The following is a 13914-nucleotide window of genomic DNA, read 5'->3' on the forward strand; positions in this document are numbered from 1 at the left end:
GCTTTCCTTCAGCATGAAACAAGTGGTCGACAGGCCGACCTTTCAAAATGATTTTTCTTTAATCAGTGCTATTCGCACAAAATATTAAAACTTAGCTCCATAAACAAATCCTTAAAATAAAACCCCCTACCCCTTTTGCAAAGGGCAATTTTAACAATTAAAATGTTATAGTCTCATATTTTTAATGTTTTGTTTCTTAGGGGGAACTGTGAACAAATTGTATATTTTCACATCTGCGCTATTGTTACTCAATGGATCAACGGCCCATTCAATCGATATTTTTCATGAAATTTCTCAAGGAAATCTATCTAGAAACACTCAAAGCTGGTTAAAGAGTCCTGAAAGTAAAACTATGGTAAATGACTATGGACAGACCATTTTACATCAAGCGGTGTTGACAGGAAACATGCGTGTCATAAAACAAATAGCAATCTCTAACGTTGATATTAACGCTCTGGATAAAGATGGAAAAACCGCTTTAGATTATGCTGTTGATTATGGCTATAAAAGTGCCATCCACTATTTGCTCAAAAAAAATGCTTCTGTTACCACACAGGAAAACGCTTTTTTCATTAAAAAACTGCTCCAGCCAATATCAATTATCAATAAAGTAATAAAAACAATATTTATTATAGGGGCAGTTGCCTTCACTTTTGGGATCACACTCCTACTTCTTAGCATCCCGCTAGCATCATTAGGAGGCTTATTGGCATTTATACAAGTCGGTCTTCCAGGGCTAGGTATCATAGCGATAAGCGCTCCTTTCCTATCATTGACTAATTATGCCAATATACCAATGAACAAATACTACACAATGAAAATTACTGCATAAAACGCTTAACAAGTGACTGTTCCAGATAAACTTAATTTTATATTTCAAGATCAAAAAAGCTGGTTGTTATTATTTAACAACCAGCTTTTTTGTTGAGCTCTTTTTTACACAAACCAAATGGACGCTGTAATCATCTAGGGCAAAGTTGTAACGTAAACATCGCAAATACGTTCTGTTTTATCGACTTCCATCTTATCAAAATCATCAAAACCAGGATCTCCTGGTTCAAAAAACTTTATTTCTTCTATGCCTATGGTGCATTCTCTAACAGCTGCACGTTGAGCAGCGTCAAGAAAATTTTGCAAAATGGGATCCATTGATTTTAAAATGTTTAACTTACAGTTACGAAACGGCAATTTAATATTACTGCCTGATAAAATATCAAAGCATAACTGTAATGACATATCCTCAACCCAAATGTATAACGTAACAGGTCCTTTATATTTATTTTTTTTCAATTGCATAGATTTATAATGCTTGAGTTCTGCAAAAAAGTTTTGCAAATCTTGCAAGGTAACTTTTGCAACAAAGTCATAGTCGAACATAATACCCCAGGTATTATAATCAAGTTCTTCCTTTTGCCTAGAAGCTTTTCCAGTTATCAATATATCTTCTTCTAAAAGCTCTTTAAAATCTGAGTGTTTTGTAATTTTTATATAGTTCATGATAAAAATTTAATCTCCGAATATGGTATAAATTTGCCAACTGAACCTTTGTGTTTACCAAGAATTTTTTGTCCTAAAGTATCAGCATCAAAAGTCCATTCAAATCCTTTTGAAAAATAAGTATTTCTACTTCAAATCATAACAAACCCACTAAAATATCACCACAGATTCCTAACAGGTTTCTATTATTTTCAAAGTAAGATGATTAAAAAAACTAGATATACTTATTTTTAATTTTTTGCAGATTGCACTTTGCAGAACTTTGGCAAGATGGTACTCTAGACTTCTATAGAGTAGTTTTTCATAGCACAATCAACGATACCAATGACGCAAAAAAATCAATCTTCTTTTACAATTTCCGACCTTGTTTCACTCGCAACAACCATGCAACAGAGCGCTATTGCTACCTACAGTAATTTTAAAGTTGGCGCGTCACTTCGCAGCTCAGATGGAACTTTTATTGGTGGTTTTAATATCGAATCTGTTTCATACGGTCTGACTATGTGTGCTGAACGTGTTGCCATTTTTTCAGCGCTGACAGCAGGACACAACACATTTACCCATCTTGCACTTGTTACCGATATTGGCGTTTTTCCTTGCGGAGCGTGCCGACAAATGATATATGAATTTTGTAGCGACGCGATCATCATTATTGCAACACCGCAGAGAGTCATTGCAACAACAACAATTAAAGAACTTATGCCTCATGCATTTTGCGATAACGATCTTGAACAATCTAAAAAAAGGTTAATTTCATGAAGCTTGTATTCAATCTTTGGCTTATCATCGCACTGTGCACAGCAACATCTTCATATTTACTTTCATCAAAAAGAGAACTCTGCACCGCTTTTCAATGCACAGCACATGAATGGAAAACAGCTCATATCGATACGCTTTCAAACACGCAGCACATAGAAACTTTGATCGATATAATTCTACTCAGTTATTTAGTCACAAAAGAATCATGTCATATGATCAGAGCTAAGCTTACGATTCAAGAAGAGCTTCTCAAGATTCAAACACCATCGATTAATGATTCATGGCAAACAAACATGAAAATCGGCAACAATGATACAACTAATTTAGAGCAAGCAATCGACTCTATTAAACAATCACAAATCATTTTTCAAGAAATTTTTAGCAAGCTACAAAATCTTGGGCCACATCTGATACGAATCAATCCTCAACCAACCAAAACATTAATCACTGATTTAAAAACTGCTCTTATTGCATGGGGTAAACAACAACATGAAATCACTGCACAATTAGGTCTCATTCAAAGTGAATTTACTTCAGCCATTGCTACTATTTCAGATATTAAAGTATTGTTTGAAATAGCATTTCACACATCAGACTTAAAACATGCGCACCTTAAAAAAGCTGCTGGCTATGTTACAAAAACGTACAGAGACATTGAAGGTGTTATCGATCATTTAACAAAAGTTCGCAAAGATAGTATCGATAAACTTCAAATATTTTTTTCATTATTTTTTAAAACTTATTATAGCGCAATCTACCTGTCGCTGAACTCTGAGCAAAAAGAATATTTTGTCACACAAGCTACCGAGGACGGAAAACTACCCCTACCAGATGCGTTTTTCATCTAAAAACGTATACTGTTTTATAGGTTATAAAAACACGGTAATTTATGGGGGTTTTCATGAAAAATAAGATATTTTCATTTCTTCAATTATTGCTGCTCGTCGGCATTATCCATGTCAATGGCTTAGTATTTGCTAAGGAAAAATTCCCACAGGGTAAAAATACCTATCAGGCGCTTAATGCTGATGAAAATGACCCTTTTGTAATCAGTTTTGGTACTTCTATGTCCCAAACCCATCAAACCTCAAATACCGTCAATCCCGAGCACATTCGCTCAACTTTACAAACTATTGCACAGCAGCAAGCTGATCCTCAATCTTGGCTTGAAAGCAAAGAGCGTATTTGGTACGTACTTAGATCGTTGCCAAAAGTTGCATGTAGTCACTGTTCAACTGTTTTTGACCCAAGCAGCTTAAACCCTGAAAAAAATAAATTATTAATAAAAAAGCTCATAAAAGACTTAGCGTCTAATCACTCAGCCAACAAACTTACTATGAAGCGTTGTTTAAAATGCTCTCATAAAAACTCTTTAATCGAGCAACCAAAATCACCATCAACTTTAACACCTGCGCACCTACAAGCAATGATTGCACAAATAGATCATTTAAACATTAACAAACAAGTTGGCTGCAAAAAATGCGCCTTGCCAAATTATCGAATTTCCCTTGAAGCCTGTGATGTCTTAAAAGACGATTCTATCGAAATTGATCAAGATAAGCTGCAAGCACAAGCTCAATGGTTAAAACAAATTGGCAATCCTATGCTTTTTTTACACCACTATGCAAATCCTTCATGCATTCCAAATCTTTTTGAAAAACCTCAGCACGCAGAGTGGTTTGCAGATTATTGCTCTCAAGTCGTTGCATCATCACCACAAATCACACACGTTTGCCCGATCAGTCAATTAGTTGCTTTTGGCTTTAGGGTCAAACGACAAACTCTTCCTCCTTTTCAAAGCTCTTTAGACCAGGATGCGTATTTTAATAATATTGTTCAAGCGCATGTTCAAGCATCTAAAAAAATAAAAGCTCTCAATCCCAAAATTCAAGTGCTTATCTCGCATCAATGGAAACCTATGAAACCAAAACATGGTGTCGGTGATCCACGAAGACTTTTAGAAATGTTTATTTGTAGCATTGCAAGCAGAATGTACAACGGAAAATTTGTTAGCCTTATGCAAACCCATACGCAGCATTTTGACGGTATAGCTCTCAGCTTGTACCCCGCAATACATTTTAACCTCTGGGTAGCAGAAGGCGATAACTGCTCTGGTAAAATTGACGCAGAGTCAGCACTCGAAAGCATCATCGAAACACATAAAGCATTTCCTGGCAAAGATATTTACATCGCTGAAACAGGATGTAACACGCCAGACGAGCAAACGAAAAAAGATTTTATTGATATGACGCTACATGTATGCAAACTTGCGCGAGATAAAGGAATTCCGGTCAAAGGTATTTATTTCTGGGGGCATACCAACGATCCAGAATTTTACTCAGAATGGAACTCAGCTCCTGGCAGTTGTCATTTTGGTCCATTTGAAAAACTTGATCCTGAGCATCCGTGTGCATCAATGAACGCGGCAGGTAAACATATACAAGAAATTTTAAGCTAACATTCAGATTAAAGTTACCTAAATCAAAGCAGATAAGCATTTCATAGCTTTGTTTTGTGGTATACTAAAGTCAAACATTATGAAATGACATTACAACTTATAAGGATTATGTATGAGAAAATCAGAATTATTAAATGCAAGTGAAGAGCAAGTAATTTTAAAGTATGAATCAGCTACGGGTAAAGCATGCTTTGTAGAATTTTTAATGCGTTATTTAGTAGATGAATTTATGAAAATACAAAAAATTCCATTACTAAATGGTACTATTAAAAGAAGTACAGGCGTAATAAAACCTTTTATCATTAGAAATGCTTGGGATAAGAATTGTAAATTAGAAGAAATCCAAGAACAAATAATTGATACCTTTCGTTTGTCTGAAATAGATAAAAAGAATTTGATTCTATCAAGAGAAGTTCGAAATAGATTATTTCATGGAGATTTTTTTGGACTTGCTACATTACTGAGCCTGAACTTAAAGTGTGAAGATCTTTCTTCTACAGGACAACTAAATACTGATGATCGTATAAAATGTCTTATGGCTTTAGATAAAGCTCCAAATCAATATATTTTATCAAAGTGTGAAGCTCTATTTAATGAGAATAAAAAAATGCTCATTGATCTGCAAGATCACCCATTAGTTCAAAAAAAAATAATTTTAAATGATTAATTTTTAATTTTAATAAAACAAAAGGCTCGCACTCATTGCGAGCCTTTTGTTTTATTAAAACCTCATATCGAATGTATTTAAAAACTAAACGTGTACAAAAACATTGCTTAACGTATAATTTTTTTTGCTGCAAAATCCTAAAAATCACAACACAAAAAAACTATGTTATTCGTTAATCGAAGATATTTATGTTACTTTGACTGGATCAGTCTTTTCCTGGTGTTAATACTTTCAAGCATTAGCCTTTGTTTTGTGTTCAGCACAACATGCAAAGATGGTGCTTTTTCTTTGTTTTTCAAAAAACAAATCCTTGGAATCCTTTCAGGAATTCTCATCTACTTTTTTTGTAGCTTTATAGATTATCGCACCATTTGTCGTACTGGTTATTGGCTCTATATTTTGACCATCGGTCTTTTACTTTTCACACTCATCAAAGGTTCTGTAGGAATGGGAGCGCAACGTTGGATCAATCTAGGATTCGTCAAATTTCAATCCTCAGAGCTTGCTAAGCTTTTTTTCCCTATGTTCATCACCTACTATTTTTTGCACGATACAGAGCAAACTGAGCCCAAGCCAATCACGTATGGCATTCCACTTGCTGTCATTTGTCTCAGCTTTGTTTTAGTTCTCAAGCAACCTGATTTAGGAACCGCACTCGTCATCTTATTTTCTGGATCACTCATGCTCTGGTTTACTGGCCTTCAAACAAAATTTTTTATGATGGCTGGCCTTTGTATACTTGTTACGGCACCCATTTCATGGCACTTTTTAAAGCCTTATCAAAAACAACGTATTTTAGTTTTTTTAGGTGAAGGTGATCGTAACAAAGAGCGTTATCAAATCGAACAATCAAAAATAGCTGTTGGCTCTGGTGGACTTATTGGAAAAGGAATTGGAAAAGGAACTCAGAACAAAATGTGTTTCTTGCCAGAAAGTAGAACAGATTTTATTTTTTCTGTCATCTGTGAAGAAACAGGATTTGTCGGCGCAATTATCGTTTTAGCGTTGTATATTTTACTCTTTTTTCAGCTACTCGGGATGATACTGACCATCACCTCATTTTTTCCAAAACTGATGTGCTTTGGCCTTCTGGCGCCCATAGTGTTTTCAACAATGATTAATATTGGCATGGTGCTTGATTTAATGCCCATTGTTGGAATCCCCCTACCCTTCATGAGCTATGGAATCACGCACATCTGGACTAGTTTTGCAAGCCTTGGATGTATCAATAGCGTAACCTGCCAAAGATATGCTCAGGATATGTAGCTGTATAAATGTTATTGTTTTTACAAAGATCGAACCACATCAGGATATTTGTCTGCTAGTTCTCTTTTGCGTAACTTAAAGTCATCTTCAGCTTTAATGAGGCCATCTTCTTCTCTGGTTTGCAAGACTCGTTCTAATTCTTTCACATAGCCGCATCTTACAGCTTCATATGCTTGGTTGTAAGCATTTAAACGCTGCGCCATAGATACTTCTTCAATCTCTTTTGGTGGAGCTATAAGTAACGCACTACTTACAAAGAAACAACTTATTAAAATAATTTTTGCACTTTTCATAAAACGATCCTTTTTTGTTTGTATAAAAATATTTACTATGCATATACCCTTTTTTATTGATTTTGAAAATGAATTTATTGGAAGCTAAAGCTAACGGCAAAGCAAAACACCTTCAATGGAAAAATAGAATTAACTTATTAAAAAGAAGATCAAATGTTATGACAAAGCGTTATATTTCTTATCTTCTTTTTTTACTACCCGCAAAATCTCTCATACACAAGTTCCAAAATTTTAGGTACACTAAAAAAACTTACATTACTTAAGGTTAAGTATCTACTGCACATGGATCCCCGGGTCAAGCCCGAGGACGAGGAGAAGGGGATAAAATTTCTTGTCATCGTTTGCGCAGAACTAGACAAATTTCAATAAAAAACTTAAAAAATATTATTTTGTATGACAAAACATTTTACTCATCTACATCTTCATACAGAATATTCACTACTTGATGGTGCAATCACCCTTCCTAAATTAGTTGATCATGCAAAAGAGCAAGGACTAAAATCACTCGCTATAACGGATCATGGAAATATTTTTGGTGCAGTAAAGTTTTTTCAACTGTGTAAAAAAGCTGGCATCAAGCCGATTCTCGGTATGGAAGCATACATCACTGAAGACGTGGATCAACGTTCGGTTGATAAAAAATATTATCATTTAATTTTACTTGTCGAAAATGAAATCGGGTATAAAAACCTCTGCAAACTTATCGCATTTTCATATCAAAAAGGTTTTTACTTCAAGCCACGTATCGATTACAACATACTTGCAGAGCACTGCGAAGGACTCATTGCTACCAGCGCATGCTTGGGTGGTCACATTCCGCAACTTTTAAAAAATGATCGAGAGCAAGAAGCTTTAAAACAAATCGATTGGTTTGTGAAGCATTTTGGCAAAGATCGTTTTTATTTTGAAGTGCAGCCTGAAGACCAAGCAGAACAAGTGGTGATGAATAAAAAACTTTTTGAACTTGGAGCCAAACTTGGCATCGGTTGCGTTGCCACCACTGATTGCCATTACATTTCACAGCACGACCATGAAGCACATGAAGTCATGCTTGCAATTGGTACCGGTAAACGATTTGACGACCCGACGCGCTTTAGCTTTAAAGAATGTCGTGCATACATGCGGTCTGAGACAGAAATGCTTGAGATCTTTAAAGATCATCCTGAAGCAATTTACAACTCTGGCAAAATTGCAGACATGTGCAACTTTAAATTTGAAACAGATAAATTATTTTTTCCAGCATTTGCAACACCGCAAGGACAAACACCAGAGCAATATTTTCAAACGTTATGCCGAGCTGGGCTTGAAACATTAGCCCTTAAAAAACGATTCCCAATCGAAGAAAAAGAAAAATATGTAGCCAGGTTAGAACTTGAAATGGATCTGATTATCAAAATGGGATTCGTTGGGTATTTTCTGATCGTGAGTGATTTTATTATGTGGTCGCGACGAAACGATATCCCTGTTGGCCCTGGTCGTGGTTCTGCAGCAGGAGCTCTGGTTGCATGGTGCTTGGAAATTACCAACATTGACCCGCTCAAATATAATTTACTTTTTGAACGTTTTTTAAATCCTGAACGTATCAGCATGCCAGATATCGATATCGATTTTTGCATTGAAGGCCGAGAATCGGTCATCAACTACATTAAAGATAAGTATGGTCATGATAAAGTGTGCCAAATTATTACATTTGGAACCATGCTTGCCAAAGGTGTCATCAAAGATGTTGCTCGAGCACTTGGACTGCCGTTCGAAGAATCAAACATGATCACAGCACTCGTTCCCGAACAATTAAAAATTACGCTCAAAGAAGCACTCGAACAAGAGCCGCAACTTAAAGAACTAATCCAGAATAATCCAACAATTAAACATGTTTTCGATATTGCATTTAAGCTCGAAGGCGTTACGCGTCACGCATCAAAACATGCTGCTGGCATTGTGATTACTCCTGAGCCAACGCATGAAATGCTTCCTATTTTTATCCCACCAAAAGATAATGCAATCGTTGCTCAATATGCAATGACAGAACTTGAAAGCATTGGTTTTTTAAAAATAGATCTTTTAGGTTTAAAAAACTTAACGCTTGTTAAAAACGCTCTCAATTTAATTAAAAAACAACAAAATATAACAATTGATATCGATCATATTCCACTTGATGATCAAAAAACATTTGACCTTTTACAAGCTGGAAAAACGTCTGGTGTGTTCCAGCTAGAGTCTGATGGCCTCAAAGAAGTTTTACGCAAACTTAAGCCTGACAAATTTGAAGATATCATCGCGGTTAACGCACTCTATCGCCCAGGACCTTTAAACGCCGGAATGGTTGACGATTACATTTTGCGCCGACATGGCAAACAAACAATCAATTATTTCTTTGATGAATTAAAAGATGTGCTTGAAGAAACGTACGGAGTTATTGTTTACCAAGAACAGGTTATGAAAATCGCTTCAGTCATCGGTGGATATTCACTCGGAGAAGCTGATATTTTACGTCGAGCGATGGGTAAGAAAAAAGCTGACGTTATGGCCGAGCAGAAAAAAATATTTGTCGAGCGAGCAATTTCAAAGGGATTTGACCTTAAAAGATCTGATGCACTTTTTGAATTGATGGCATTTTTTGCTGGTTACGGTTTTAACAAGTCTCACTCTGCGGCCTATGCGCTCATTGCGTATCAAACGGCTTATTTAAAAGCAAACTACCCTGCTCAGTTCGCAGCATGTTTAATATCTCTTGAATCTGGCAATGCTGAAAAAATGGCTTTTTATTTGAAAGAAGCGCGAGACATGGGCATTGAACTTTTACCACCAAGCATTAATAACTCTCATGTAGATTTTACGGTGGTGAGTGACAAAATACTGTTTGGACTGCAAGGTATAAAAAATATTGGCCTGGCTGCACTGCACAATATTATTGCTGATCGAGAAAAAAATGGACCGTTTAAAGACATTTTAAACTTTTGTGAGCGTATTGATTTACGAACATCAAACAAACGCGTGCTTGAAAATTTAATTTGTGCCGGAGCTTTTGATGAACTGGCCGGCAATCGTGCACAACAATTTAATGAGCTTGCTCATATCATTGAACTCGCACTTGAAATAAAAGAACATAAACTGACTGGCCAGATGCAACTTTTTAGCACAAGCAAAGCACAAACTGGTCAAGGACAAGCCTATACATTTACGCAAAGAGCTGAATGGTCAAATAAAGAAAGACTCGAAAAAGAAAAAGAAGTTTTAGGTTTTTATATCAGCTCTCATCCTGTGCAAGTTAACGAAAAACAACTTGCTTGGATACAGGCAAATAACATCCATGATCTTTTAGAACTTTTAAAAAAACAACCTGTAAGCGCGCAACAAGAACCAACTGTTACCACGTACGGGCTGCTCACGCAGAAAAAAATCATCTCTACTAAAAAAGGTGATCGTATGGCTTTTGTTCAAATCGAAGATTTGCATAATCATGCAGAAATTATTATTTTCCCACGATTATTTAAACAAATTGAGCCATGGTTAAGCGATTACACTATATTCGTGGTCAAAGGATCTCTTGATATTGCAGCACAAGCAAGCTGCAAAATTAAAGCAAACCAGTTTGTGCCCTTAGAACTTGTGTTTGATCAGTGGGATAAAATTAATCAAGTAACGCTGCAACTTCCTGATGACGTAACGCTTGAGCATATTGAATTCATTAAAAAAATAGAAGGAGGAAAGATCCCCCTTCGTATGGTGTTTCAAGAAAATGGTAAAAGCATCAAACTGGTCACTAAAAAATCAATTTCATTAAATCTTGATCTCATTGCAAAATTAAACGAATTCAATATTTCAGGAACAGTTGATTTGTAACTTCTTATTACTTAGCCGCTAATGATCGTAGCATCCAAGCAGTTTTTTCATGTTTGCCAGCTAAATCTTGTAAGAAATTGCTTGTAACAATATCTGATTTTTCAAGTTTTTTAATATCATCACGAGTCAGCTCTATTAAAGCTTCATATTGTTTCAAAAGATTTTTAACCATTTGTTTTGGAGCTGGTGTAGCGCCAGTATCTTCTTTAAGACTTGCTTCTTTGAGCATAGCTTTCATGCTACCAAGAGCTTCACCTTCAACGGCACGTACGCGTTCTGCAAGTTTATCTAAGTCCGCAAACAATGCATTATACTGCGCATCAAACAACAAATGATAATCATGAAATTCTGGACCAGTTAAATTCCAATGATAATTTAACGTTTGAAACAACATTACTGTTTCATTTGCTAAAAGTTCGTTTAACAACTGTTGGCTTACTTTTTTATCTGCATTGGTCATAACAATCTCTCCCTTTTTTGAATTATCCTCTTTACTCATCTTTTCATTTTCCGTAGGTTTACCGTGCACAGCTCCTGCGCACAAAATACCGGCTAACACATAAGAATTTAAACGCTTCATCTGAACTCCTTTTGGTTAAAGATTATTTCCTAAATAAAGTTCTGCTTTTTTATACTCATCAAAGTTTAAAACTTTGATCTCAGATAAAAATTTTTGCAAATCTGTTTGTAACAGATCAGATGATTGCAAAGATGCCTGGAAAAGATCAAGAGTTTGTTGCATATATTTTGTAATACTTTTATTTGTTTCATCGTACAACAACAAAGCCCTAACTAACCTTGCAGTTAAAAGTGCCTGCATCAATTTCGAGTTTTGTGAAAAATGATCTTGAAATATTTTTTGCAATAACTCTGTATTGTTTTGCGAAATACAAACTTTTGCTAACCGAGAAAATGTTTCTAAAGTTTCTGATTTATTATTGAGTATGACATAGATATCGAGAAGAACTTCCAAAGTTCTTTCATCTTCTTTAAGCGAAGATACTTGCAGACAAACACTAATAGCTTGTTGATACCTTTCAGATTGTTTATACAAAATTGCGGCAGTATAATATCGATCAAAAGCGCAGTCATCTGCAAATGCTAGTAAAATATCACCCTCAAGCTGATGAGCTATGGCGACATCTTGAACCGAATGCATTAATAATCTAAGCATACTTAATGCTCGCTCTTTTTCTCCACGAGTTACAAAATCAGCTAACGTAAACCAAGCAATATTGTACGACTCAGACATCAACACCCTCATACCACCAATCCTTCTTTTTTAAAGCATCATCATTGATTCCTATGTGTTACTTGATTATCTTATGTGTTTTTTTAAAAAAGAAAATAAACTAAAGAGCTTATAATGCTTCTTGACAATTAAACCTGCTCCAGATATCCTGTTTAACGAATTGCTCTAAAAATTCATTCTTTTTTCAATCCGTTGAAAATCAAAATTGAAAATTCAAATTACGCCCAGGTAGCTCAGTGGTAGAGCATCTGCCTGAAGAGCAGAGTGTCGGTGGTTCGATTCCATCTCTGGGCACCAGCTTTCGCCAAGGCTTCAGCTGGCACGGCCATAACTGAATGCCAAAAAACAATATTCGAAGAAATAAATTCGATATAACAAGCGAAAGCTGTCCGCCGAAGTAAGCAAGCGTTAGCTTGACACGCAGGCTGGACAATAAAAATAAAAAGTCATAAATATCATGTATTACGTATACCTTATCCGATCTATTGAATTTCCAAATGAAAAGTATATTGGTTTTACGGATAATTTTGCTGAGCGATTAAAAACACATAACTCAGGTAAATCGCCTCATACGAAACTGCATAAGCCCTGGAGCATAGAAGTATTAATTGGCTTTGATGATAAATTAAAAGCAGCATCTTTTGAAAAATATTTAAAATCTGGATCTGGTAGAGCGTTCGCCAAAAACAGACTTTGGTAAAATACTTTTAAATCACCCCCTTTCAATTCAATACTCACCCTATCTTGGAAAAGTTTGCTAACACCAATAACCTTTGATACGCTACTAAAATGATCAAGAATCTGTTTTCTGTATCAAAAATGGGCGACTATAAAGGCTAAATTAACGTGAACTTACAAAATTTAAACCAGTCAAAACAAGATTTAATCCAAAAGCTCCAAGCTGTTTCAAACGAAGCAGACCTGGAGACTTTTCGTCTAGAATATCTATCTCGCCAAGGAAGCATTGCTCAACTATTTGAGACATTAAAAACTCTTGATACAGACCTTAAACGCTTGGTTGGACCACAATTAAATGAACTTAAAAAAGAAATTCAACAGTTGTTCGATGATAAAAAAGAAAAACTGTTTCAACAAAAAATTCACGCCCAAGAAGAAAAACAAAAATATTTCGATGTAACAATTTCTAAACCAGTTACAACAGGCAGCTTGCATCCATACACTCAAATCACTGAGCAAATTCAAAACATTTTTATCTCTATGGGTTTTGCTGTAGCCGATGGACCAGAACTTGAAACAGAGTTCTTCAACTTTACTGCTCTCAATGTTCCTAAAGATCATCCAGCTCGCCAAGATTCAGATACGTTCTGGATTGACGTGCAACATTTACTACGAACTCAAACTTCAACGGTTCAGATTCGAACCATGCAAACTCAAAAACCTCCTATCGCAATTATTGCTCCTGGTAGAACCATGCGCAATGAAGCAACTGATGCTTCCCATGATTTTATGTTTATGCAGTTTGAAGGAATGTACATTGCAGAAAACGTTTCTATCTCCAACCTTTTAGCTACTTTAAAATCATTTTTGACGCAGCTGTTTGAAAAAGAAATTACCATTCGTGTGCGCCCAGGATATTTCCCCTTTGTGGAACCAGGCCTTGAAATCGATGCATCATGCCCATTTTGTTCAGAAGGTTGTTCAGTTTGTAAAAGAACTGGATGGATTGAACTGATGGGGGCTGGACTCATTCACCCTGAAGTTTTAAAACATGGTGGCATTGATCCAACAAAATATTCAGGCTTTGCTTTTGGATTTGGACTGACTCGATTGACGATGTTAAAATATCAAATTCCTGACATCAGACTTCTACACAGCAGCAATATACAGTTTTTGCAACAGTTCTAAAAAAAACAGTTTA

13 protein-coding genes and 1 tRNA gene are annotated in these 13914 nt (G+C 35.7%); 10 read left to right on the plus strand and 4 right to left on the minus strand.

All coding sequences use genetic code 11. The features are described from left to right. Window positions 1–208: 208 nt before the first annotated feature. Window positions 209–832: an ankyrin repeat domain-containing protein gene (locus tag WC747_01620; protein ID MFA5998699.1), complete on the plus strand. Its 624-nt coding sequence runs from the start codon at window positions 209–211 to the stop codon at window positions 830–832. 134 nt (window positions 833–966) lie between these two features. On the opposite strand, the gene WC747_01625 is transcribed toward WC747_01620, so the two are convergent. Next, window positions 967–1497 (minus strand): hypothetical protein, encoded by a 531-nt coding sequence (locus WC747_01625; GenBank protein ID MFA5998700.1) that lies wholly within the window; start codon window positions 1495–1497, stop codon window positions 967–969. Between the two features lie 324 nt (window positions 1498–1821). Between WC747_01625 and WC747_01630 the strand changes: the two genes are divergently transcribed. The 5 genes from WC747_01630 to rodA all read left to right on the plus strand — a co-directional run bounded on the left by WC747_01630 (window position 1822) and on the right by rodA (window position 6647). Further along, window positions 1822–2256 (plus strand): cytidine deaminase, encoded by a 435-nt coding sequence (locus tag WC747_01630; GenBank protein ID MFA5998701.1) that lies wholly within the window; start codon window positions 1822–1824, stop codon window positions 2254–2256. After that, on the plus strand, window positions 2253–3104 hold the full coding sequence (locus WC747_01635; protein ID MFA5998702.1) for a hypothetical protein: 852 nt from the start codon (window positions 2253–2255) through the stop codon (window positions 3102–3104). Before WC747_01630 ends, WC747_01635 begins: the two co-directional genes overlap by 4 nt. 53 nt (window positions 3105–3157) lie before the next feature. Further along, window positions 3158–4714 (plus strand): hypothetical protein, encoded by a 1557-nt coding sequence (locus tag WC747_01640; GenBank protein ID MFA5998703.1) that lies wholly within the window; start codon window positions 3158–3160, stop codon window positions 4712–4714. Between the two features lie 112 nt (window positions 4715–4826). Further along, on the plus strand, window positions 4827–5381 hold the full coding sequence (locus WC747_01645; GenBank protein ID MFA5998704.1) for a hypothetical protein: 555 nt from the start codon (window positions 4827–4829) through the stop codon (window positions 5379–5381). Between the two features lie 162 nt (window positions 5382–5543). Further along, on the plus strand, window positions 5544–6647 hold the full coding sequence (gene rodA, locus WC747_01650; GenBank protein ID MFA5998705.1) for a rod shape-determining protein RodA: 1104 nt from the start codon (window positions 5544–5546) through the stop codon (window positions 6645–6647). A gap of 20 nt (window positions 6648–6667) precedes the next feature. Here rodA and WC747_01655 read toward each other — a convergent pair whose 3' ends face one another. Further along, a complete protein-coding gene (locus tag WC747_01655; GenBank protein ID MFA5998706.1) occupies window positions 6668–6940 on the minus strand; it encodes a hypothetical protein in 273 nt (90 codons plus the stop codon). Between the two features lie 393 nt (window positions 6941–7333). Between WC747_01655 and dnaE the strand changes: the two genes are divergently transcribed. Further along, window positions 7334–10783, plus strand: a complete 3450-nt coding sequence (gene dnaE / locus WC747_01660; protein MFA5998707.1) for a DNA polymerase III subunit alpha — start codon at window positions 7334–7336, stop codon at window positions 10781–10783. Between the two features lie 7 nt (window positions 10784–10790). On the opposite strand, the gene WC747_01665 is transcribed toward dnaE, so the two are convergent. Both WC747_01665 and WC747_01670 read right to left on the minus strand, forming a co-directional pair. Then, entirely contained in the window at window positions 10791–11363 is a 573-nt protein-coding gene (locus tag WC747_01665; GenBank protein ID MFA5998708.1) for a DNA starvation/stationary phase protection protein, read from the minus strand. A 15-nt stretch (window positions 11364–11378) separates the two neighbouring features. Continuing rightward, the gene (locus WC747_01670) at window positions 11379–12047 is read right to left on the minus strand and encodes a hypothetical protein (protein MFA5998709.1); all 669 of its coding nucleotides are present in this window, start codon (window positions 12045–12047) and stop codon (window positions 11379–11381) included. Window positions 12048–12257: 210 nt separating this feature from the next. On the opposite strand from WC747_01670, the gene WC747_01675 reads away from it, so the two are divergent. From WC747_01675 to pheS, 3 genes are all read left to right on the plus strand, one after another. Further along, a tRNA-Phe gene (locus WC747_01675) sits at window positions 12258–12332 on the plus strand. Between the two features lie 160 nt (window positions 12333–12492). Beyond that, window positions 12493–12735 (plus strand): GIY-YIG nuclease family protein, encoded by a 243-nt coding sequence (locus WC747_01680; protein ID MFA5998710.1) that lies wholly within the window; start codon window positions 12493–12495, stop codon window positions 12733–12735. Between the two features lie 146 nt (window positions 12736–12881). Beyond that, entirely contained in the window at window positions 12882–13901 is a 1020-nt protein-coding gene (gene pheS / locus WC747_01685; GenBank protein MFA5998711.1) for a phenylalanine--tRNA ligase subunit alpha, read from the plus strand. The last annotated feature ends 13 nt before the right edge of the window (window positions 13902–13914 follow it).

It is taken from the genome of Candidatus Babeliales bacterium, from assembly GCA_041660205.1.
GTDB lineage: Bacteria > Babelota > Babeliae > Babelales > Chromulinivoraceae > JACPFN01.